Raw genomic sequence first — 21,931 nt, 5'->3', positions numbered from 1 at the left:
CCTACCGCACCGCGATGAACGCGTCAGCCACCCGCGCCGGCCGCTCCCGCGGCGGTGCCGCCGCGTGTCCCACGGCCACCGCCCCCATCGGATCCCACCCCTCCGGCAGCTCCAGCACCTCCCGCACCACCTCGCGGCAGAACATCGTCGACGAGATCCACGCCGACCCGAGCCGCTCCCCGGCCAGCGCCACGAGGAAGTTCTGCACGGCGGCCCCGGCCGCGACGACGAACATCTCGCGCTCGGAGGCGTTCCTGCGGTCGTCCCGGTACGTGTGCGACCCGTCCATCACCAGGCACGGCACCACCAGATAGGGCGCGTTCCGGAGGACGTCCCCCCGCCGCACCCGCTTGGCGATGCTCTCCTCGCTGAACCCGTCCCCCCGCAGGTCCGCGATCCACGCCTCCCGCATGGCGTCGAGCAGCCGCACCCGCGTCTCCGCGGACTCCAGCAGGACGAACCGCCAGGGCGTCGTGTGATGCGGGGCGGGCGCGGTGATGGCCGCGGCGACGGCCCGCCGCACGGCGGCACCGTCAACCGGCTCACCGGTGAACTCCCGCACCGTCCGCCGCAGCGTCACCGCTTCCCGTACGGCCTCGGACGTCCCGAGCCGGAACATGTCGTCGGCGGCGGCCCGCACAAGCGCCCGAGCACCGTCGGCGTTGCCGCCGTCACCGTCACCGTCGCCACCCACGACATGCGGCAACCCCCGCACGACCGCGACCGGCAGCCCCGCCGCCTTCCCCTTGACGAGATCACCGGCGGCAGCCAGCTCGTCCGCCGTGGCCACCACGGTCGCGCTCAGCGGATTGCCGTACGCGTCGGTGCCGCCCCGCAGATCGTCCAGCACCCGCACCCCGGCCGCGCCGATGGCGACATCCGTCAGCCCGCTCCGCCAGGGCCGCCCGAAGGTGTCCGTGACGATGACGCCCACGTCGACGCCGAGCGCCTCCCGCAGCCCGGCGCGCAGCGCGCGGGCGGAGGCGTCGGGGTCCTCGGGCAGCAGCAGCACCGTCCCGGCGGCGGTGTTGGACGCGTCGACGCCGGCGGCGGCCATCACCAGCCCCTGCCGGTTCTCGACGATGCGCAGGTTCCCGCGACGGGCGACGACCCGTACGGTCTCGGCGTCGATCGCCGCCTCGCGGTCACCGGCCCGGACGATCCGGCCCTCCGCCTTGCTGACGATCTTCGAGGTGACGAGGAGGACGTCGCCGTCGGCCAGCCCGGGCAGGCCCTCGCCCGTGACCGCCGCCGCGAGGAGCTTGACCAGGTCGTCGCCGGCCTGCACCTCCGGGATGCCGGGCACGGCCCACACCCGGTATCCGGGGGCCCCGCCGCCGGCCGCTCGCTGCGCCCCGCTCACGCCCGCACCTCCTCGGCCAGCGCCAGCGCCTCCCGGGCCATGGCGGCCGTGGCCTCGGTGTCCGTCATCATCAGCGGCACGGCCCGGCACCGGATGCCCGCGGCCTCGACCTCCCCGACCGCGCCGGCGTCGACGGTGTCGACCAGCCAGCCGTCGAGCAGCCCGGCACCGTAGTGCGCGGCGACGGCCGCGGCCGAGGTCTCCACGCCGACGGCGGCGAGCACCTTGTCGGCCATGCCGCGCACGGGCGCGTCGCCGACGATGGGGGAGAGGCCCACGACGGGCGCGGAGGCGCCGGCGACGGCCTCGCGGATCCCGGGCACGCCGAGCACGGTGCCGATGCTGACGACGGGGTTGGACGGCGGGAAGAGGATGACGTCGGCGGCGGCGATCGCCTCCAGGACGCCGGGCGCCGGCTTGGCCTGGTCGGCGCCCACGGGGACGATCGCGTGCGCGGGCACGCCGGCCCGCAGCCGCACCCAGTACTCCTGGAAGTGCACGGCCTTGCGGGCGCCCTCGGCGCCGTCGGGGTCGTCGATCAGGACGTGCGTCTCGACGCGGTCGTCGCTCATGGGCAGCAGCCGCACCCCGGGCTGCCAGCGCTCGCAGAGCGCTTCGGTGACCGCGCTGAGCGGGTAGCCGGCGGCGAGCATCTGCGTGCGGACGATGTGCGTGGCGAAGTCGCGGTCGCCGAGCCCGAACCACTCGGGCCCGACGCCGTACGCCGCCAGCTCCTCCTTCACGGCGAAGGTCTCGCCGGCCCGGCCCCAGCCCTGCTCCTCGTGGATGCCGCCGCCGAGCGTGTACATCACGGTGTCGAGGTCGGGGCAGACCTTGAGGCCGAAGAGGTGGATGTCGTCGCCGGTGTTGCCGATGACGGTGATGTCGGCGCCGGGGACTGCTGACTTGAGGCCGCGGAGGAAGCGGGCGCCCCCGATCCCGCCGGCCAGAACGACGATGCGCTGCGTAGGCATGGCAGACAGTCTGTCAGCCCGCCGCTACGGCGCCTCAGTCGGCCAGCACACCCCCGAGGACGCGCGCCGGAGCCGCGGTGCCCGGCGCCGCGCCGGCCGCTGCGCCCGCCGCCGTGGTCGCCGGGAGAGACGCCGAGAGGGACGCCCGCATGGGCATCTCGGTCAGCCCGGGCGAGTACACGTGGAGGCTGACGGCCGGCGCGAGGGAGTCGTTGACGATCTCGTGGGCGTACCCGGGCGCGAAGACGCGCTGGGCTCCGGCGCGCGGATGCGGGGTGCGGCGGTGGCGCGGAGAGATCAGCCGGAGCTCTGGGGCGTCGACGGCATCAACAGCTGGAACAGCGACAGCGAGCCTGCACGGCGCAGCGGGACCCGTAGCTACGGGTCAGGCTGAGGGCGGCGTTCACTGGCATGCCCACCACGGTGACGGGCCCGGCCACGTTGTGTCAACCGCATGTCCCATTTGGGGGCAATGTTTCACCTCATCCGGTAACTGTGGGTGCTCCAAGGTTTGCGGGGGTGTGACCATGGACAGGTGGCGCTCCGACCGGGGCCGCAAACATCGTTCGGCCGGACGGTGCAACGGGATTGCCGTGCGTGACGTCCTCTCCTTGCAGAGGGGGACGGGGCGGCCGTGGCCCGGTGGGAGCGGCGCAGAGGGGCCTGTCCGGACTTGTAATCTTTTGGACACTTTCTGCTTGGCTTTGGTTCCGCAGAGTGAATAAGGGGCCCAATAGCAGATCTCGGCTTGACTGGCCCGGATCGGCACACTTGTAATTTCACCCGTGTCGTTCTGCCGTACTTGAGAAGGCGACGATGCGGGGACGTAAATGACAGACGAGGGGCGCACATGACCGAGCTGTTTCAGCAACTGCTGGTCGAGGAGGCGGACGAGGAGCTCGGCTGGCAGGAGCGCGCGCTGTGCGCTCAGACCGATCCCGAGTCCTTCTTCCCCGAGAAGGGCGGGTCCACGCGGGAGGCGAAGAAGGTCTGCCTCGCCTGCGAAGTCCGCTCGGAATGCCTTGAATATGCCCTTGCCAATGACGAGCGCTTCGGCATCTGGGGCGGCCTGTCCGAGCGTGAGCGGCGCCGCCTCAAGAAGGCGGCGGTATGAGCTTCCGATAGGACGATGAGTCCGGCGTATCCCCCTGGATCCCAGGGGCGGGCAATCAGTCTTATCGGGTTCGGGTAATTCCCGGGCCAGCGATTCGCCGAATTATGCGGGAATTGCTGGGGTGGTGGTTACCGAAAGTTAAAAGCAGTGGCCATGTGTTGGCTCCCTGTCGCCGGATCGGCGCAGGAATTCCCGCCGGCCCCTCCCCGCCGGGAGGGCTCTCGACACCCCTGCCGCACCCTTCGCGTACGCACGGCGTACGGGACGTCCGGTCCGCCCGCCGCGCCACCGGCGCGAGGCGGACCGCTGTGTGCGCAGCCGTTAGTGTGGGGCCCCGTCCGAGACGCACCGCCGCCCCGACGGGCGCACGCGGCCGGCGCAGTCCAGCACAGCAGTCACCCGGGGCTCGCCCCGGACCCCGGCCGGAGGGCCCGTACCCCGATGTCCGTGCACAGCAATGCGGCGCACTCGAACAGGGCGTCCGCGTCCGCCGCCCCCGACCGTCTGCCGACGTTCGACCCCGCCGTCCCGCCCGCCTTCCCGCGCCACGTCGTCACCGCCGTGATCGTCAGCCACGACGGCGCCCGCTGGCTCCCCGACGCCCTGTCCGGCCTGCTCGGCCAGGAGCGGCCCGTGCAGAGCGCCGTCGCCGCCGACACCGGCAGCACCGACGACTCCGCCCAGCTCCTCGCCGACGCCCTCGGCCCCGACCGCGTCCTGCACCTCGCCCGCCGCGCCGGCTTCGGCACCGCCGTCGACGAGGCCCTGCGCGCCGTTGCCGCGCCGGACCCCGAGGAGCTGCCCTACCTCAAGCGCTCCAGCGGCTGGGACCCCGTCAGCCGCACCTGGCGCGAGGACGGCCACGACCAGCCCGGCGACGGCCGCCGCCACGGCGACGCCGACCTCGAACCCGTCCAGTGGCTGTGGCTCCTGCACGACGACTGCGCGCCCGAGCCCGGCGCCCTCCACGAGCTCCTGCGCGTCGCCGACTCCGAGCCCGGCGCCGCCGTCGTCGGCCCCAAGCTGCGCGGCTGGTACGACCGCCGCCAGCTCCTGGAGGCCGGCGTCTCCATCGCCCGCAGCGGCCGCCGCTGGACCGGCCTCGACCGCCGCGAACAGGACCAGGGCCAGCACGACCAGGTGCGCACCGTGCTGTCCGTGTCCACCGCCGGCATGCTCGTGCGCCGCGACGTCTTCGAGCAGCTCGGCGGCTTCGACCCGCGGCTGCCCCTCATGCGCGACGACGTCGACCTGTGCTGGCGCGCCCACGCCGCCGGCCACCGCGTCCTCGTCGCCCCCGACGCCGTCCTGCGGCACGCCGAGGCCGCCTCCCGCGAGCGCCGCCCCGTCGACTGCGCGGGCCGCCGCCCGGTCAACCCGCACCGCGTCGACAAGGCCGGTGCCGTACACACCCTGCTCGCCAACACGCGCGGCCCGGCCCTCGCCTACGTCCTGCTGCGGCTCCTCCTCAGCACTCTCCTGCGGACCGCCGGCTACCTCCTGGGCAAGGCCCCCGCGCAGGCGCTCGACGAGCTCACCGGCCTCTTCCGCGTCCTCCTGCGGCCCGGCCGCATCCGCGCCGCCCGGGCGAAGCGCGGCGCCCCCGCCGTCCCGCCCGGCGACCTGAGACCGCTGTTCCCGCCGGCCGGCGCCACCCTGCGGGCCACCGCCGAGCAGCTGGCGGCCGGCATCGGCGGCCGCTGGGACGACGGGCCGGCCGCCGGCCGGCACGGCGCCGTCGAGTCCGGGCCGACCGGGGAGGACGCCGACTTCCTGGAGATCGAGCAGTTCGCCCGCCTCAAGCGCGTCCTGCGCAAGCCCGCCCCCGTCCTCTTCGGGCTCCTGCTGCTCGTCTCCGTCATCGCCTGCCGCGAGCTCTTCGGCAGCGGCAGCCTCTCGGGCGGCGCCCTGCTGCCCGCCCCCGACGGCGCCGCCGCCCTCTGGGCGCAGTACACCGACGCCTGGCACCCCGTCGGCGTGGGCGGCACCGGAAGCGCCCCGCCCTACCTCGCGGTCCTGGCCGCCTTCTCGTCGCTCTTCCTCGGCTCCACGGGCTTCACCCTCACCCTGCTGCTCGTCTGCTCGGTGCCGCTGGCCGGGCTCACCGCCTACTTCGCCTCCCGCCCGCTCGTCTCCTCCCGGCTCCTGCGCGCCTGGGGCGCCGTCGCCTACGCCTTCCTGCCCGCCGCGACCGGAGCCCTCGCCGCGGGCCGGATCGGCACCGCCGTCCTGGCCGTCCTGCTGCCGCTCATGGCGCGCACCGCCGTCGCCGCCACCGGCCTGCGCGTCCCGGGCGCCCGCCCCACCTGGCGCGCGTCCTGGGCGTACGCCCTCCTGCTCACCGTCACCACCGCCTTCACGCCGGTGGTGTGGCCGCTCGCCGTCGTCCTGGGCCTGGGCGCCCTGGCCTTCCACGGCGCCCAGGGCGGGCGGGCGCGGCTGATGCTCCACGGCCCCCGCTTCCTCGCCGTCACCCTCACCCCGGTCGCCGTCCTGGCCCCCTGGTCCCTGGGCCTGTTCGCGCACCCGGGCCGCTTCCTGACCGAGGCGGGCACCGGCCGGGCGGCCCCCGGCACGGCCTCCCCGCTGTACCTGCTCACCGCCGACCCCGGCGGAGCGAAGACCGTCGGCGGCCTGCTGCTCGCAGGCGTCGTCCTGGCCGCGCTCGCCGCCCTGCTGCGCCCCGACCGGCAGCTGGCCGTCCGCGGCGCCTGGGTGACCGCCCTGGCGGCCCTCGCGGCCGCCGTCCTCTCCGCCCGCGCGGCGTGGGCCGGGCCGGCCACCCTCCTCTACGGGCTCGCCCTCGTCGCCGCCGCGGTCGTCGGCGCGGAAGGCGCGCGTGCGCGCGTGGCCGCGCTCAGCTTCGGCTGGCGGCAGCCCGTGGCCGTGCTCATCGCCGTCGCCGCGGCCGCCGCCCCGCTCGTCGCGGCCGCCGGCTGGGCGGCCGGCGGCGCGGACGGCCCGCTGCGGCGGCGCTCCCCGGAGCAGGTGCCGGCCTTCGTGGCGGAGGAGGCGGCCACCCGCGACCAGGCCCGCACCCTCGTGCTCGACGGACACGACGGCCGCGTCGCCTACGCGCTCGTGCGGGGCTCCGGCACCCGCCTCGGTGACGCCGAGGCGGCCGCGGCCGCCGGAGCCGATCCGAAGCTCGGCTCCGTCGTCGCCGGCCTGGTTGCGGGCTCCGGCGCCGACCAGGCGCGCCTCCTCGCCGACTACGCCGTCGGCTACGTCCTCGTCCGCGACAGCGCCCCCGCCGCCATGGGCCGCGCCCTGGACACCACCCCCGGCCTGACGCGGCTGAGCCGCCAGGACCACGCCTCCCTGTGGCGCGTGGACCGCGAGGTCGCGCGCGTCACCGTCATCGCCGGGGCCCGGGGGAGCGGCGCGCAGGAGAGCGGCAAGGACGGCGGTGGGCAGTCCGCCCCCGTGCCGGTCGCCGCCGGGCCCGTCGAGGCGCACGCGAAGCTCCCCGCGGGCCCCGCGGGCCGCATCCTGCGGATCGCCGACAAGGCCGACCCCGGCTGGCAGGCCACGCTCGACGGCCGCCCCCTCAAGCGCACCACCGTCGACGGCTGGGCCCAGGGGTTCGAACTGCCCGCGGCCGGCGGCAGGCTGGCGCTGACGTACAAGGCGCCCGGCACGCACACCGCGTGGCTGTGGACGCAGGGCCTCCTCGCCGCCGTCCTCGTGGTGCTCGCCCTGCCCGGCCGCAAGCGCCAGGTCGACGACGACCTCCCGGAGGCGGAGAACGCACCCGCGGCGGTCCCCGCGCCCGCCTCCGTGCCGGCTCAGGCCGCCGCCGGGGAGGGCCGCCGCGCGCGCAGGCTGCGGGCCGCGGCGGAGGCCGCCGCCCAGCCCGGTGCCGCACCGGCGCCGCAAGCCCCTCCGGCCGAGCCCGTCGCCGACGCCTATGCCGACCCGTACGCGGCCCCCTACGCCGACGCGTATGCCGACCCCTACGCCGATCCGTACGGGCAGCAGCACGTGCAGCAACAAGGGCAGGAGTACGGGCAGCAGTACGGGCATGAGATGCCTTACGGCACGTACGGCGAACAGCACTATCAGGGAAGCCAGGAGGGCACGTACGACGCCGGCTACGGCGGCGCCCACCCACAAGCCCCGTACCCGTACCCGGCGGAGCCCTACGCGAACGGGCAGACGGGCGCGTACGACCCGTACACCTACGGCGGAGCACACGACACGACGTACGGCGGCGGTGACCGGAACCACCGCGACGGGAGCGAGCAGCAGTGAAGCGCACCACCCTGTCCCTGTTCGCCGCGACCGCCGCGCTCGCGGCCCTGGGCGGAGCGGCAGTCCTCGCCGTGCCGTCCGGTGGTGAGGGCGGCGGCAGCGCGGCCGCCCGTACGGCCGCGAAGGCGCCCGCCCGGCTGCCCGTCCAGCGCTCCATGGCCCTGTGCCCGGCGCCCACTTCGTCGGACGTGGGGGAGACGGCGTACACCGCCTTCACTCCGGCCGGCGGGGTGAAGGGCGCGACTGCGAAGCAGGGCACGGCCGAGCTGCTGTCGGCGGCAGGCAGCGACAAGGCAGGCAGCGACAAGAAGGACGACGGCAAGGGCGGCAGCAAGGGCGACGGCAAGGACAGCAAGGGCGCCAAGGACAAGAAGGACGAGAAGGGTAAGAAGGAGGACGAGAAGGGCGGCAAGGCCCCCGCGCCCGCGGGCACTTCGGTGCTGTCCCTGAAGGAGCCCGGCAAGCCCGCCACGGCCACCACCAACCGCTCCGACGCCCCCGCCCTCATCGGCGGCGCCGACGGCGCGCTCGCCCCCGGCTGGACCGTCCAGCAGACCACCGTGGTCGCGGCCGGCAGCGGCCGCGGGCTGCACGGCCTGACCTGTACGGCCCCGGACACCTCCTTCTGGTTCCCGGGCGCGAGCACCGCCAAGGGCCGCCAGGACTACGTCCACCTGACCAACCCCGACAGCACGGCGGCCGTCGTCGACCTGGAGCTCTACGGCAAGGACGGCCGGATCGCGTCCGGGGCGGGGGAGGGCGTCACCGTCCCGCCGCGCGGCACCGTCCCGGTGCTGCTGTCCTCCCTGACCGACCAGCCCGCGGAGGACGTCACGCTGCACGTGGCGGCCCGCTCGGGCCGGGTGGGGGCGGGCCTGCAGGCGGCCGACGACAAGAAGGGCGGCGACTGGCTTCCGGCCTCCGCCGAACCGGCCGCCGACGCCGTCCTGCCCGGCATCCCCGGCGACGCGACGTCCGCGCGGCTCGTCGTCTTCGCGCCCGGCTCCGACGACGCCGACCTCAAGGTGCGCTTCGCCGGGCCGAACGGCACGATCACCCCGGCGGGCCACGAGACCCTGCACGTGCGCAGCGGCATGACCGCCGCCGTCGACCTGGGGGACGTCGCCAAGGGCGAGGCGGGCTCGCTGCTGCTCACCGCGGACGGCAGGAGCGCTCCGGTCGTCGCCGCGCTGCGCGTCACCCGCGGCAAGGACGACAAGCAGGAGACGGCGTTCATCCCTGCCGTGCGGCAGCTCGGCGGGCGGGCCACGGTGGCGGACAACCGCCCCAAGGGCAGCACGCTCGCGCTGGTCGCGCCCGGCAAGGAGGCGGCGCAGGTGAAGGTCACCTCGTCGGCGGGCAGCGAGGGCGGTGAGCCGGCGGAGAAGACGTACACGGTGAAGCCGGGCACCACCGTGACCGTGGAGCCGCCGCAGCCGGCGGGTGCCAAGGGGGTGTTCGCGGTGACCGTGGAGAAGGTCTCCGGCGGGCCGGTGCACGCCTCGCGGACGCTGGCGCTGCCCAAGGACGGGGTGCCCATGTTCACGATCCAGCCGCTGGCGGACGACCGTTCGTCGGTGGAGGTGCCGGAGGCGGAGCAGGACCTGTCGATGCTCAACCGCTGATGCTCGCTCTGCGAGCTCTGAACCTCTGAACGGCGGCGGGCCGGGCGGTCCCGGCGGCCTCCACGGGGGCGGCGGCTCAGTCCTGGCCGTAGCGGGGGTCGACCGACTCCGGGGCGAGCCCGAGGAGTTCGGCGACCTGCTCGACCACGACCTCGTGCACCAGCAGGGCGCGCTCCTCGCGGCCCTTGGTGCGGATCTCCACCGGGCGGCGGAAGATCACGATCCGGTCGGGGGCGTCGCCGTGGGCGGCCACGTAGCGGCCGAGAGGGACGGAGTCGCCGTCGAAGTCGAAGGCGTCCAGCCCGTCGGGGTCGCTCAGCGCGCCCCCGGCCTCACTCCTGGCCACCGGCACCTCGCGGACCACGAAGTCCACCGCGGCGAGCTGCGGCCAGCGCCGCTCCAGCCGCTCCGCGGAGTCGTGCACGAGGTCGGTGAACGCCTCGCCGCGGCTGACCGACAGCGGCACTTGGGGCGGGGCGATCGGCCCGCGCATGCCGCGTCCATGACGGTCGCGGTGGCGGGGGCGCGGCCCGGATCGGCTGGGGACACCCCCGGCGCCGGCCGGAGGAGGTACGCGGTTGTCCATCACTCTTGAGGGTATCTGTCGGCCGCCTCGTAGGACGTGGCTGTCGTGCATCCCGGGAATGTCGCCTGATGAACATTCCGGCCAGCCCTGTGATCAATTATGGTCAGATACCGGACCGTCCGGTCTGCTTGCGCGGCTCCGGGGAGGGGCGCCGCCGTGCCCCGCCCCCTTGGGTGAGACCCTGTTCACCAGTCCCCGCGCAGGTCAGCGGGGTGGGGAGAAGCAGGCGTCCACAGGACGAACCAGGACGACACGGAGGGGTGAGCCGGGGGTGAGTCGTCGCGGCCCGCTCAAGAGTGCGGTACCGTCCAACGTCGTGAGCCCTGTACGTCGCTGTTCGCGCACCGCGTGCGGCCGCCCGGCCGTCGCGACGCTGACGTACGTCTATGCCGACTCGACCGCCGTCCTCGGACCGCTCGCCACCTACGCCGAACCCCACTGCTACGACCTGTGCGCCGAGCACTCCGAGCGCCTGACCGCGCCCCGCGGCTGGGATGTCGTCCGGCTCGCCCTCGACAGCGGCCCCGCCCGCCCCAGCGGTGACGACCTCGAAGCGCTCGCCAACGCCGTGCGCGAGGCCGCCCGCCCGCAGGAGCGCGCCGTCCAGCCCGGCCCCCCGCCCGGGGCCGGCGGCCGCGAGGCCGATCCCATGGAGGTCGCCCGCCGCGGCCACCTCAGGGTCCTGCGCTCACCCGACAACTGACGCCCGCCCGGCGGCCGCCGGACATCCCGCCCGAACGCCGTCGCGCCGAACTGACGCCCCGGGCGGCCGCCCCTGGACCGGACCGTCAGTGCCTCCCGGTAGGTTTGTCTCCCCGTACCGGACCCAGGAAGGCGTTGGCTGTGGCTGATCTGTCGCAGATCGTGAAGGCATACGACGTACGCGGTGTGGTCCCGGACCAGTGGGACGAGACCATGGCGGAGCTCTTCGGCGCCGCCTTCGCCGAAGTGACGGGCGCGAGCGCCGTCGTGGTCGGCCACGACATGCGCCCCTCGTCGCCCGGCCTCGCGGGCGCCTTCGCCCGCGGTGCGGCCGCTCGTGGCGTGGATGTCACCGAGATCGGCCTCTGCTCCACCGACCAGCTCTATTTCGCGAGCGGTCACCTCGGGCTGCCCGGTGCGATGTTCACGGCCAGCCACAACCCCGCGCAGTACAACGGCATCAAGATGTGCCGGGCCGGCGCCGCCCCCGTCGGGCAGGACACCGGCCTCGCCGAGATCCGCGCCCTCGTCGAGGGCTGGCTCGAAGCCGGCGCCCCCGAGCCCGCGGCCGCCCCCGGCACGGTCACCCGGCGCGACGTCCTCAAGGACTACGCCGCCCACCTGCGCTCCCTCGTCGACCTCAGCGGCATCCGCCGGCTCAAGGTCGTCGTCGACGCGGGCAACGGCATGGGTGGGCACACCGTGCCCACCGTCTTCGACGGGCTGCCCATCGACCTCAACGCGATGTACTTCGAGCTGGACGGCACCTTCCCCAACCACGAGGCCAACCCCCTCGACCCCAAGAACCTCGTCGACCTGCAGGCGCGCGTGCGCGAGACCGGCGCCGACATCGGGCTCGCCTTCGACGGCGACGCCGACCGCTGCTTCGTCATCGACGGCAACGGCGACCCCGTCTCGCCGTCCGCGATCACCGCGCTCGTCGCGGCGCGCGAGCTCGCCAAGCACCCCGGCGGCACGGTCATCCACAACCTGATCACGTCGTGGTCCGTGCCGGAGGTCGTCAAGGAGTGCGGCGGCACGCCCGTGCGCACGCGCGTGGGCCACTCCTTCATCAAGCAGGAGATGGCCCGCACCGGCGCCATCTTCGGCGGCGAGCACTCCGCGCACTACTACTTCCGCGACTTCTGGAACGCCGACACGGGCATGCTCGCCGCCATGCACGTCCTCGCCGCGCTCGGCGGGCAGAGCGGCCCGCTGTCCGAGCTGGTCGCCGAGTACGACCGGTACGCCGGCTCCGGCGAGATCAACAGCACCGTCGCCGACCAGGCCGGGCGGACGGCCGCCGTCCGCGCCGCGTACGAGGGGCTGCCGGGCGTCGAGCTGGACGAGCTCGACGGCCTCACCGTCACCACCGCCGACTGGTGGTTCAACCTCCGCGCCTCCAACACGGAACCGCTCCTCCGCCTGAACGTCGAAGCCCGCGACGAGCAGACGGTGACCCGCGTACGGGACGAGGTCCTGGCAATCGTCCGCGCGTAAGCCCTCCGGGCAAGGCGACGCACGACCCGCCGCAACGGCGAGCAACCGGATCCGGCCTTTCCGGCGGTGCCGTCCGGGCCTGTGCCGGGTCCGGCACCGCCGGTGCGCGCCGTCGTGGCTGGTCGCCGCGGCGGCGGGAGAGATGCCGGTGCGCCGACGGGAATGGACGCGGCTTCGGCCCATGAACCCCGCCGCAACGGCGAGCAACCGGATCCGGCCTTTCCGGTGGTGCCGTCCGGGCCTGTGCCGGGTTCGGCATCGCCGGTGTGCGGCGTCGTGGCTGGTCGCCGCGGCGGCGGGAGAGATGCCGGAGCCGACAGGACTGGACGCCTGTTTCGGCCCCCTGAACCCGCCGCAACGGCGAGCAACCGGATCCGGCCTTTCCGGCGGTGCCGTCCCGGCCTGGGCCGGGTCCCGCACCGCCGGTGCGCGTCGTCGCGGCGGGCGCCGCCGAGGCGAGAGGCGCCGGAGCCGGCTTCGGCCCCCTGAGTCCGCCGCAACGGCGAGCAACCGAAATCCGGCCTTTCCGGCGGTGCCGTCCCGGCCCGGGCCGGATCCCGCCCCGCCGGTGCCCGGCACGGGCAGGCAGGGCGGCCGGGGCCGCTGCGACGCCGGCGCCCCGCACGGGCGGAAGGGGCCGCGCGCCCGCGCGCCCCGCATGCCGCGCTTCCCCCGGCGGAGCGCGAAGGTACTCTGGCCGCACAGAGACGTACATCCCGAAGGGAACCCTCATGCCGCTCGAAGCCGGTCTCCTGGAGATCCTCGCCTGCCCGGCGTGCCACGCGCCTCTGCGCGACGAGTCCGCCTCCGAGGAGTCCCCCGAGCTGGTGTGCGAGGGCGACGGCTGCGGCCTGGCCTATCCCGTCCGGGACGGCATCCCCGTCCTGCTCGTGGACGAGGCCCGGCGCCCGGCCTGACGCAGGCGCCCGCCCGACCGCCCGACCCGTCCCCCGGCCCCGCCGGGAGGGCGCCCCGCACGGCGTACACCACGGCGTACACGACGGCGACCCGGAGGCTGATCCACGGTGTTCGACGAGTCACTCCTCGATGATCCCGACGCCCTGTCCCGCGCCGACCTCCACGGCCTCCTGCGCGGCGCCGCAGAGTCGGGCGCCCGGGTCCGCACGGCCGCCCGCAACGCCGCGGAAGCCGGCGTCACCGCGCTCCGCCCGGACGGCCGCCCCCGCGCGGTGCTCGTCGCCGGGCCGGGCCCGGCCGCCGGCTGCACGGCGGACCTGCTCACCGCGCTCGCCGGAGGCAGCGCCCCCGTCACCCTGATCCGGCCGACCGGCGTGGCCCCCGCCCCCGGCGCCCTGCGCTGGACGCTCCCCGGCTGGACCGGCCCCCTCGACCTGCTGCTCGTGGCCAGCCCGGACGGCACGGAGCCCGGCCTCGCGATCCTGCTGGAACAGGCGTACCGCCGGGGCTGCTCCGTCGTCTGCGTCACCCCGGCCGGTTCCCCGCTCGCCGACGCCACCGCCCAGGCCCGCGGCCTGGCCGTCCCGCTGACGACGTCGCCGAGCGAGGCCCGCGCGGGCGGCGAGCCCGCCGTCGGCAGCGAGGACCGGCCGGCCGGAGAGCGCCCCGCGCTGCCCGCGGGCCCGGGCCTGCTGTGGTCCCTGCTGACGCCCCTGCTCGTCCTCGCCGACCGCATAGGGCTGCTCGCCGCCGACCCCTCCGCCGTCGAGGCCCTCGCCGACCGTCTCGACCAGGTCGCCGAGCGCTGCGGGCCGGCCATCGCCACGTACAGCAACCCCGCCAAGACGCTGGCCGCCGAACTGGCCGGCACCGTCCCCCTCATCTGGACGGACGGGGAGCTGGCCGCCGCGGCCGGCCGGCACTTCGCGACGGTCCTCGCCGCCCTCGCCGGCCGCCCGGCCCTCGCCGCCGAGCTCCCGGAGGCCCTGACCGCCCACGGCACCCTCCTCTCGGGCGACTTCGCCGCCGGCGCCGACCCGGAGGACTTCTTCCGTGACCGCGTGGAGGAGCCGGAGACCCTGCACGCCCGCGTCGTCCTGCTCCGCGAGCAGGAGCCGGGCGTCACCTCACCCGCCCCCGCCGCCCGCGAACTCGCCCTGCAGCGCGAGACTCCCGTCAGCGAGCTGGAGCCGACGGACGCCGACAGCCCCCTGCAGACCGCCGCCGAACTGCTGGCCATCACGGATTTCGCCGCCGTCTACCTGGCCCTCGCCTCGACCCCGTAGACGTAGAGACGACGCACACGTGACGCACGTGATGCACCCGTCACGGCACGTCACGCCCCGTCACGCCGCCGACGCCGTACGCACCCGACAGTCAGGAAACCGCCTGCATGGACCGCCTCGTCAACACCGTGCGCCCCTACGCCTGGGGCTCCGCCACCGCGATCCCCGAGCTGCTGGGCACCGCCCCGACCGGTGAGCCGCAGGCCGAACTGTGGATGGGCGCCCACCCCGGCGCCCCCTCCCGCGTGGCCCGGGGTGGCGACGGAGCGGACCTGCGCCCCCTGTCCGAGGTCATCGCCGCCGACCCCGAGGGCGAGCTCGGCCCGCGGACCGTCGAGCGCTTCGGCCCCCGGCTGCCCTTCCTGTTCAAGGTCCTCGCGGCGGCGTCCCCGCTCTCCCTCCAGGTCCACCCCGACCTCAGCCGGGCCGAGGCCGGCCACGCCGCGGAAGAGGCCCGCGGCGTCCCTCTCGACGCCCCCCACCGCAACTACAAGGACACCAACCACAAGCCCGAACTCCTGTGCGCCCTCACCTCCTTCGAGGGCCTCTGCGGCTTCCGCGCCCCCGACGAGACGGCCGGCATCCTCGCCGCGCTCGACGTCGACTCCCTCAAGCCGTACGCCGACCTCCTGCACGCCAAACCGGAGGCGGACGCCCTGCGCGAGGTCCTCACGGCGGTCCTCGCCGCCGACCACACGGACATGGCCCGCACCGTCACCGAGACGGCCGCCGCCGCCGAACGCCTCGCCGCGCAGGAGGGCCCGCACCGGGAGGTGTACGCCGCCTGCGCCTCCCTCGCCCGGCACTACCCCGGCGACCACGGCGTCATCGCCGCCCTGCTCCTCAACCACGTGCGCCTCCAGCCCGGCGAAGCCCTCTACCTGGGCGCCGGCGTCCCGCACGCCTACCTCGACGGCCTCGGCGTCGAAATCATGGCGAACTCGGACAACGTGCTGCGCTGCGGCCTGACGCCCAAGCACGTCGACATCCCCGAACTCCTGCAGGTCGTCCGCTTCGAGAGCACCGCCCCCGCCGTCCTGCGCCCGGAGGCCGACCCCGGCGGCGAGGAGGTCTACGGAACCCCCGTCGAGGAGTTCCGCCTCTCCCGCTTCGACCTCGCGCCCGGCGCCGAGGCCGCCCTGCCCACCGGCACCCCCCAGATCCTCCTGTGCACCTCGGGCACCGCCGTCCTGCGCCGGACGGACACCGGCGAGGAGCTGCGCCTGCGCCGGGGCGAGTCCGCCTTCGTACGGGCAGCCGAGCCGGTCGCGCTCGCCGGTGACGACGCCCGGGTCTTCCGCGCCACGGTCGCCGTCTGAGCCCCCGCCCGCCCGGCGGCTGCAACAATGACCCGCCGTAGCAGTAAAGGAAGCGCAAAGCCCGGCGGTCCGGTGTCCGGCGAGGACCGGGGCGGAGAGCAGGGCGGAAGGGACACCCCGCACACATGAGTGCATCAGGCGGAACCAAGGCCATCGTCGCGGCGCTCGGCGCCAACCTGGCCATCGCCGTGGCGAAGTTCGTCGCGTTCGGGTTCAGCGGCTCGTCGTCGATGCTCGCCGAAGGAGTGCACTCGGTCGCCGACTCCGGCAACCAGGCGCTGCTCCTGCTCGGCGGCAAGAAGGCCCAGCGCAAGGCCAGCGAGGAACACCCCTTCGGCTACGGCCGCGAGCGCTACATCTACGGCTTCCTCGTCTCGATCGTCCTCTTCACCATCGGCGGCGTCTTCGCGCTCTACGAGGGCTACGAGAAGATCAAGGAACCGCACGCGCTGGACAACTGGTACTGGCCCGTGGGCGTCCTCGTCTTCGCGGTCATCGCGGAGGGCTTCTCCTTCCGCACAGCCGTCAAGGAATCCAACGAGCTGCGCGGCAAGCAGTCCTGGCGCCAGTTCGTCCGCACCGCCAAGGCCCCCGAGCTGCCCGTCGTGCTCCTGGAGGACTTCGGCGCCCTCGTCGGCCTCGTCCTGGCCCTGGGCGGCGTCGGCCTCGCCATCATCACGGGCAACGGCGTCTGGGACGGCATCGGCACCCTCTGCATCGGCGCCCTGCTGGTCCTGATCGCCCTCGTCCTGGCCTCGGAGACGAAGTCGCTGCTGCTCGGCGAGGCGGCGGGACCCGAGCAGGTCGCGAAGATCCGCGCCGCGGCCGTCGACGGCGAGACGGTCACCCGCGTCATCCACATGCGCACCCTCCACCTGGGCCCCGAGGAGCTCCTCGTCGCGGCGAAGATCGCGGTCCAGCACGACGACACGGCGACCGAGATCGCGAACGCGATCGACGCGGCCGAGGCCAGGATCCGCGCGGCGGTCCCGATCGCCCGCGTCATCTACCTGGAGCCGGACGTCTACCGCGAGGAGGCCGCGGCAGCCGGAGAGGACCCGGCAGCGACCCCGGGCGGCCCGGGCCCGCGCTGAGCGCCGGCCGCCCGCGCGCGGTGACCGGGCCGGACCGGCCCGGTCACCGCACCTCCTGCAGCACTCTCACGAGCACCTCCGCCTCCCCCTCGGCCGACAGCAACCGCTCCCGGAACCCCGGATCCATCAGCTTCCGAGACAGCATGGCCAGGATCCGCAGGTGCTCGTCGCCCGCGGCGGCACCCGGCACGGCGATCATGAAGACCAGCCGGGCCTTCGTCCCGTCCAGCGCCCCCCACTCGATCCCCTCGTCCGACCGGGCGAAGCCCACGACCGGCGCCGACACCGCATCCGTCTTCGCGTGCGGGATCGCGATCTCCTCCCCGAGACCGGTCGTGCCCAGCTCCTCCCGCGCGAGCGCCGCCGCCACCAGACCGTCCACGTCGGACACCGCACCGCTCGCCGCGAGCAGCCCGGCCATCTCCCGGATCGCCGCCTCCTTTCCGCGCGCCGCGAGGCGCGGCCGCACGGTCCGGGCGGTGAGATACCCGGAGAGCGCCGAAGCGGCCTCTACGGGCCCCGGCTCAGGCCCGGGCTCCGCCTCTGCCTTCGCCTCCGGAGCCGCTGCCCCCGGCACCGCAACGGAGGCCTGCCTCCCCACCGTCATCAAGGTGACGGTCGTCAGAGCCGTCACCACCGTTCCGACGGCGATCGCGACGAAGAACATCGGCACCCCGCCGACCGCCCCCAGCGCCGCCACCACCGGTCCCCCGTGCGGCACGCTGTCCGAGACCGCCGCCAGCCCGGCCACCGCCCCGGCCACCGCGCCGCCGGCCATGTTCGCCGGAATGACCCGCGCCGGACGGGCCGCCGCGAACGGGATGGCGCCCTCGGTGATGCCGAAGCACCCCATGAACAGCGCCGCCAGCCCCGTCTCCCGCTCCTGCGCGCCGAACAGCCCCCGCCGCAGCAGCGTCGCGAGCCCTTGCCCGAGCGGCGGCACCGGGATCGCGGCCGCGCACATGCCCATGATCTCCGGGTTCTTCGAGACCAGCCCCGCGCCGAACAGGAACGCCGTCTTGTTGACCGGCCCGCCCATGTCGAAGGCGATCATCAGTCCGAGCACGACGCCGAGCAGGGCGGCGCTCGTCCCGGTCAGCCCGCCCAGCCAGCCGGTGAGGTGCTCGAAGACCCACGCGATCGGCCGGCCGATGACGTAGACGAAGAACAGGCCGAGCGACGTCGTGGCCACGACCGGGATCACGATGACCGGCATGACCGGCCGGACGAAGTCCGGCACCCTGACCTTCTTGATCCACACCACCAGGTAGCCCGCCAGGAACCCCGTGGCGATCGCCCCGATGAACCCCGCCCCCGCCTTGCTGCCGTACAGCTCCCCATGGCTCGCGATCCATCCGCCGGCCATGCCCGGCACGAGCGCCGGCCGGTCGCCGATCGCGTAGGCGATGTAGCCGGACAGGACGGGGATCATCAGCGTGAAGCCGATGACGCCGATGTCGTTGACGGACTGCCAGAACGAGCTGTCGAAGACGATCCCCTGCGGCGTCGTGCGCCCGCCCAGGGCGAGTGACACGGCGATCAGCAGACCGCCGACGACCACGAACGGGATCATGTACGAGACGCCGTTCATCAGCGCCTTGTAGACGGAGCCGCGCTCCTTGCCGCCGGCGCCGCCCGCACCACCGAACAGCTCGCCGCCGCCCCCACCCCCGCCGCCGGCTCCCCGCGCCCGGTACACCGGCGCGTTCAGCACGTCCCGGATCAGCCGCTCCGGATGGTGGATGCCCTCCGCGACGGCAACCGACAGCACCCGCTTCCCCGCGAAGCGGCTGAGGTCGACGTCCTTGTCGGCGGCGACGATGATGCCGTCCGCTTCGGCGATCTCGCGCTCGGACAGCACGTTCTCCGCCCCGATCGACCCCTGCGTCTCGACCTTCATCGCGTGCCCGAGCTCCCGCGCGGCCCCGGCCAGCTTCTCCGCCGCCATGTACGTGTGCGCGATCCCCGTCGGACAGGCGGTCACCGCGAGCAGCTTGAGCCCCCGGCCGGCTGCACTGGCTGGACTGGCCACGTGGGCCTCCTCACAACGGATCGCTCGCGGCGGCCTGCCGCGTCCTCGCGCTGATCGCATCCTGCAACACCTGACCTGCACAGGAAACAAGGACATTCCAGGGTCAGCAGCCGGGAGTTCGACGGAATCTGACGTTCCGGAGGATCGGGCGCCGGTGGGGGTGGGGTTCGGCAGGCACCCCGGTGTAGATTCGTGGACGAGCCAGACGTCGCTGCTGATGGCGGTCGGGCGGCCCGCACGACGGACCGGCCGAGGGAGAGAGGGCCTCCGACGGACTGCGCTGCGGTCGGGGCACCGGTGTGTCTCGTGTGTCCAGCTGCTCAGGCAGCCCGACCGCATGCACGGCCGTGTCCACCCTCGCTCGCCCTTCACAGAGGAGCAGCCCGTATGACCACCACTTCCCCCGGCCAGGACTTCAAGGTCGCGGACCTCTCGCTGGCGGCCTTCGGCCGCAAGGAGATCACGCTGGCCGAGCACGAGATGCCCGGTCTGATGGCGATCCGCAAGGAGTACGCGGAGGCGCAGCCGCTGGCGGGTGCGCGCATCACCGGCTCGCTGCACATGACGGTCCAGACGGCCGTCCTGATCGAGACCCTCGTGGCGCTCGGCGCACAGGTCCGCTGGGCTTCCTGCAACATCTTCTCCACCCAGGACCACGCCGCCGCCGCCATCGCCGTCGGCCCGAACGGCACCCCGGAGAACCCGCAGGGCGTGCCGGTCTTCGCCTGGAAGGGCGAGACCCTGGAGGAGTACTGGTGGTGCACGGAGCAGGCCCTGACCTGGCCGGGCACCGCCACCGGCGGCCCGAACATGATCCTCGACGACGGCGGTGACGCCACCCTCCTCGTCCACAAGGGCGTCGAGTTCGAGAAGGCGGGCTCCGCGCCCGACCCCTCGACGGCGGACAGCGAGGAGTACGCCGAGATCCTCAAGGTCCTGAACCGCACCCTCACCGAGAACCCGCAGAAGTGGACCCAGCTGGCGTCCGAGATCCGCGGCGTCACGGAGGAGACCACCACCGGCGTCCACCGCCTGTACGAGATGCAGCGCGAGGGCACGCTCCTCTTCCCCGCGATCAACGTGAACGACGCGGTGACCAAGTCGAAGTTCGACAACAAGTACGGCTGCCGCCACTCGCTGATCGACGGCATCAACCGCGCCACGGACGTGCTGATCGGCGGCAAGGTCGCGGTCGTGTGCGGCTACGGCGACGTGGGCAAGGGCTGCGCCGAGTCGCTGCGCGGCCAGGGCGCCCGGGTCATCATCACCGAGATCGACCCGATCAACGCGCTGCAGGCGGCGATGGACGGCTACCAGGTCACCACCCTGGACGAGGTCGTCGAGACCGCCGACATCTTCGTCACCACGACGGGCAACAAGGACATCATCATGGCCTCGGACATGGCCAAGATGAAGCACCAGGCCATCGTCGGCAACATCGGCCACTTCGACAACGAGATCGACATGGCCGGCCTGGCGAAGATCCCCGGCATCGTGAAGGACGAGGTCAAGCCCCAGGTCCACACCTGGACCTTCCCCGACGGCAAGGTCCTGATCGTGCTGTCCGAGGGCCGCCTGCTGAACCTGGGCAACGCGACCGGCCACCCGTCGTTCGTGATGTCGAACTCGTTCGCGGACCAGACCCTGGCCCAGATCGAGCTGTTCACGAAGCCCGAGTCCTACCCGACCGACGTCTACGTCCTGCCGAAGCTGCTGGACGAGAAGGTCGCCCGGCTCCACCTGGACGCGCTGGGCGTCAAGCTGACCACGCTCCGCCCGGAGCAGGCCGCCTACATTGGTGTCCCGGTGGAGGGTCCGTACAAGCCGGACCACTACCGCTACTGACACCGATGCAGCACGACCAGTAACACGACCAGCAAGACGAACCGCACCACGAAGAGCAACACGAACAGCGATCGGTAGCAGGCCCCTGCCGGGAAGGCAGGGGCCTGTCCCCGTTCTGTCGAGGACCCCACCATGCCCCGCGGCCGCTACTCGCTCCACGATCCGCACGACCACACCCCCCTCGGTGAAGAGCACTTCCACTGCGCCACCGGCCCCTCCGGCTGGCGCTACGTCTCGCAGCTCACCACTCCGGCCGGCGCACACGCCGGCTCCGTCGACCTCACCCTCGACGACCTCGGCCGCCCCATCCGCCTGCAGCTCCAGGCCGCGGACTGGCAGGTGCGCGGCGCGGCCCTGGACGGAGTGACCTGGGTGCGTACGGACCCGTCCGGGGAGCACGCCGCGGAGGGCAATGTCCCCCAGGCGCGCGCCTTCACAGGCGCGTCCCCCGCGTTCTACGTCGCGCTGTCGCGTGCCCTGCGCCTGACGCCGGGCGCGGGCGCCACACGCATCCGGCTGGTCGGCTTCACCACCCCCGTCCTGGCCCCCCGGACCCTCGACCAGTCGTGGGCCCTGGTGAGCAGGACAGCACACGCCACTGACAACGGCCCGCTTCAGGTGGACGAGTACCAGGTCAGCGACCTGGAGACCGGTGAGCAGCACACGGTGAACCTGGCCGGCGACGTGGTCCTGTCGGCACCCGGCATCGAGCTGGAGGACCTGGACAGCCCGCCGTCGGCGTTCACCTGAGGTGCCCGTGCGGTGCCTCGATGTGCGGAGGGCCAGGTCAGCCTGGTACTGTCCTCTTCGCCTCACAAGACCTGTTGACACGGGAGGAGTGGGGAGGTAGATTCGAACGGTTGCCGGGGGAGCTGGACAGGCTCCCAAGCAGCGGTTAGTGTCTATAGCGCTCTGGGTGCGAACGGGATTCGCTCCGAGCACCTCGATTCCTTATCGGAAAGCGGAAAGCCGATTAGCTCGGCCGGAAAGCGTCTGATAAAGTCGGGGACACCGCCGGAAAGCGAAAGCTGAAAGGCAAAACCCCGCTCCAACAGGGGGCCGGAAAAGTGATTCGGACCGGAAACGGAACGGAAAACGGATCTGGTAAGGTTGGAAACACCGAAGGGAAGCGCCCGGAGGAAAGCCCGAAAGGGTGAGTACGAAGGAAGCGTCCGTTCCTTGAGAACTCAACAGCGTGCCAAAAGTCAACGCCAGACTATAAAATACCCCGTCTCCAGCCGCATGGCTGGGACGCGGTTCCTTTGAAAGTCCTGCCGGTCCCTTGGGGGGCTGGTAGGCGACACAGCGAGGACGCTGTG

General features: G+C 73.7%; 15 protein-coding genes and 1 pseudogene. 11 read left to right on the top strand and 5 right to left on the bottom strand.

Annotated features, from left to right (window positions below; translation table 11 throughout):
- Position 1 precedes the first annotated feature (1 nt).
- From ACSNOH_RS04545 to ACSNOH_RS04535, 3 genes and pseudogenes are all read right to left on the bottom strand, one after another.
- Positions 2 to 1,363, bottom strand: coding sequence for a coenzyme F420-0:L-glutamate ligase (locus ACSNOH_RS04545; RefSeq protein WP_436719867.1), 1,362 nt, complete (start codon positions 1,361 to 1,363; stop codon positions 2 to 4).
- On the bottom strand, positions 1,360 to 2,337 hold the full coding sequence (cofD, locus tag ACSNOH_RS04540) for a 2-phospho-L-lactate transferase (protein WP_436719866.1): 978 nt from the start codon (positions 2,335 to 2,337) through the stop codon (positions 1,360 to 1,362). Before cofD ends, ACSNOH_RS04545 begins: the two co-directional genes overlap by 4 nt.
- 34 nt (positions 2,338 to 2,371) lie before the next feature.
- Positions 2,372 to 2,599 (bottom strand): annotated as a pseudogene (locus ACSNOH_RS04535) (hypothetical protein); the annotation flags it as partial.
- 588 nt (positions 2,600 to 3,187) lie between these two features.
- Between ACSNOH_RS04535 and ACSNOH_RS04530 the strand changes: the two are divergent.
- The 3 genes from ACSNOH_RS04530 to ACSNOH_RS04520 all read left to right on the top strand — a co-directional run bounded on the left by ACSNOH_RS04530 (position 3,188) and on the right by ACSNOH_RS04520 (position 9,330).
- Positions 3,188 to 3,451: a WhiB family transcriptional regulator gene (locus ACSNOH_RS04530; RefSeq protein ID WP_004952403.1), complete on the top strand. Its 264-nt coding sequence runs from the start codon at positions 3,188 to 3,190 to the stop codon at positions 3,449 to 3,451.
- Positions 3,452 to 3,892: 441 nt separating this feature from the next.
- Positions 3,893 to 7,705, top strand: a complete 3,813-nt coding sequence (locus ACSNOH_RS04525) for a glycosyltransferase family 2 protein (protein ID WP_436719865.1) — start codon at positions 3,893 to 3,895, stop codon at positions 7,703 to 7,705.
- A complete protein-coding gene (locus ACSNOH_RS04520) occupies positions 7,702 to 9,330 on the top strand; it encodes a DUF5719 family protein (RefSeq protein WP_436719864.1) in 1,629 nt (542 codons plus the stop codon). Before ACSNOH_RS04525 ends, ACSNOH_RS04520 begins: the two co-directional genes overlap by 4 nt.
- 76 nt (positions 9,331 to 9,406) lie before the next feature.
- On the opposite strand, the gene ACSNOH_RS04515 is transcribed toward ACSNOH_RS04520, so the two are convergent.
- Positions 9,407 to 9,916 carry a metallopeptidase family protein gene (locus ACSNOH_RS04515; protein WP_436719863.1) on the bottom strand — a complete coding sequence of 170 codons (510 nt, stop codon included), beginning with the start codon at positions 9,914 to 9,916 and terminating at the stop codon, positions 9,407 to 9,409.
- A gap of 271 nt (positions 9,917 to 10,187) precedes the next feature.
- Here ACSNOH_RS04515 and ACSNOH_RS04510 point away from each other — a divergent pair, with 271 nt between their 5' ends.
- The 6 genes from ACSNOH_RS04510 to ACSNOH_RS04485 all read left to right on the top strand — a co-directional run bounded on the left by ACSNOH_RS04510 (position 10,188) and on the right by ACSNOH_RS04485 (position 16,735).
- Positions 10,188 to 10,619 carry a DUF3499 domain-containing protein gene (locus ACSNOH_RS04510; protein WP_436719862.1) on the top strand — a complete coding sequence of 144 codons (432 nt, stop codon included), beginning with the start codon at positions 10,188 to 10,190 and terminating at the stop codon, positions 10,617 to 10,619.
- A gap of 140 nt (positions 10,620 to 10,759) precedes the next feature.
- Positions 10,760 to 12,118 (top strand): phosphomannomutase/phosphoglucomutase, encoded by a 1,359-nt coding sequence (locus ACSNOH_RS04505; RefSeq protein WP_436719861.1) that lies wholly within the window; start codon positions 10,760 to 10,762, stop codon positions 12,116 to 12,118.
- A 731-nt stretch (positions 12,119 to 12,849) separates the two neighbouring features.
- Positions 12,850 to 13,035, top strand: a complete 186-nt coding sequence (locus tag ACSNOH_RS04500; protein WP_106677533.1) for a Trm112 family protein — start codon at positions 12,850 to 12,852, stop codon at positions 13,033 to 13,035.
- Between the two features lie 108 nt (positions 13,036 to 13,143).
- Complete coding sequence (locus ACSNOH_RS04495; protein WP_436719860.1) at positions 13,144 to 14,322, top strand: SIS domain-containing protein; 1,179 nt, start codon at positions 13,144 to 13,146, stop codon at positions 14,320 to 14,322.
- Between the two features lie 107 nt (positions 14,323 to 14,429).
- Positions 14,430 to 15,641: a mannose-6-phosphate isomerase, class I gene (gene manA / locus ACSNOH_RS04490; RefSeq protein WP_436719859.1), complete on the top strand. Its 1,212-nt coding sequence runs from the start codon at positions 14,430 to 14,432 to the stop codon at positions 15,639 to 15,641.
- Positions 15,642 to 15,766: 125 nt separating this feature from the next.
- Entirely contained in the window at positions 15,767 to 16,735 is a 969-nt protein-coding gene (locus ACSNOH_RS04485) for a cation diffusion facilitator family transporter (RefSeq protein ID WP_436719858.1), read from the top strand.
- A gap of 43 nt (positions 16,736 to 16,778) precedes the next feature.
- On the opposite strand, the gene ACSNOH_RS04480 is transcribed toward ACSNOH_RS04485, so the two are convergent.
- Positions 16,779 to 18,767: a fructose-specific PTS transporter subunit EIIC gene (locus tag ACSNOH_RS04480; RefSeq protein ID WP_436719857.1), complete on the bottom strand. Its 1,989-nt coding sequence runs from the start codon at positions 18,765 to 18,767 to the stop codon at positions 16,779 to 16,781.
- 387 nt (positions 18,768 to 19,154) lie between these two features.
- On the opposite strand from ACSNOH_RS04480, the gene ahcY reads away from it, so the two are divergent.
- A complete protein-coding gene (gene ahcY, locus ACSNOH_RS04475) occupies positions 19,155 to 20,612 on the top strand; it encodes an adenosylhomocysteinase (RefSeq protein WP_436719856.1) in 1,458 nt (485 codons plus the stop codon).
- Positions 20,613 to 20,744: 132 nt separating this feature from the next.
- Positions 20,745 to 21,362 carry a hypothetical protein gene (locus ACSNOH_RS04470; RefSeq protein WP_436719855.1) on the top strand — a complete coding sequence of 206 codons (618 nt, stop codon included), beginning with the start codon at positions 20,745 to 20,747 and terminating at the stop codon, positions 21,360 to 21,362.
- The last annotated feature ends 569 nt before the right edge of the window (positions 21,363 to 21,931 follow it).

The organism is Streptomyces sp. URMC 127 (assembly GCF_051386535.1).
Classification (GTDB): Bacteria; Actinomycetota; Actinomycetes; order Streptomycetales; family Streptomycetaceae; genus Streptomyces.
Note: the sequence above shows the minus strand (reverse complement) of the source record. Positions and strands in the feature narration are given on the sequence as shown.

What these genes read in the sequence shown, in the direction of transcription:
- cofD (WP_436719866.1), bottom strand. Translation starts at nt 2,337, where the DNA reads ATGCCTACGCAGCGCATCGTCGTTCTGGCCGGCGGGATCGGGGGCGCC.
- ACSNOH_RS04525 (WP_436719865.1), top strand. Translation starts at nt 3,893, where the DNA reads ATGTCCGTGCACAGCAATGCGGCGCACTCGAACAGGGCGTCCGCGTCC.
- manA (WP_436719859.1), top strand. Translation starts at nt 14,430, where the DNA reads ATGGACCGCCTCGTCAACACCGTGCGCCCCTACGCCTGGGGCTCCGCC.
- ACSNOH_RS04485 (WP_436719858.1), top strand. Translation starts at nt 15,767, where the DNA reads ATGAGTGCATCAGGCGGAACCAAGGCCATCGTCGCGGCGCTCGGCGCC.
- ACSNOH_RS04530 (WP_004952403.1), top strand. Translation starts at nt 3,188, where the DNA reads ATGACCGAGCTGTTTCAGCAACTGCTGGTCGAGGAGGCGGACGAGGAG.
- ACSNOH_RS04515 (WP_436719863.1), bottom strand. Translation starts at nt 9,916, where the DNA reads ATGGACAACCGCGTACCTCCTCCGGCCGGCGCCGGGGGTGTCCCCAGC.
- ACSNOH_RS04500 (WP_106677533.1), top strand. Translation starts at nt 12,850, where the DNA reads ATGCCGCTCGAAGCCGGTCTCCTGGAGATCCTCGCCTGCCCGGCGTGC.
- ACSNOH_RS04470 (WP_436719855.1), top strand. Translation starts at nt 20,745, where the DNA reads ATGCCCCGCGGCCGCTACTCGCTCCACGATCCGCACGACCACACCCCC.
- ahcY (WP_436719856.1), top strand. Translation starts at nt 19,155, where the DNA reads ATGACCACCACTTCCCCCGGCCAGGACTTCAAGGTCGCGGACCTCTCG.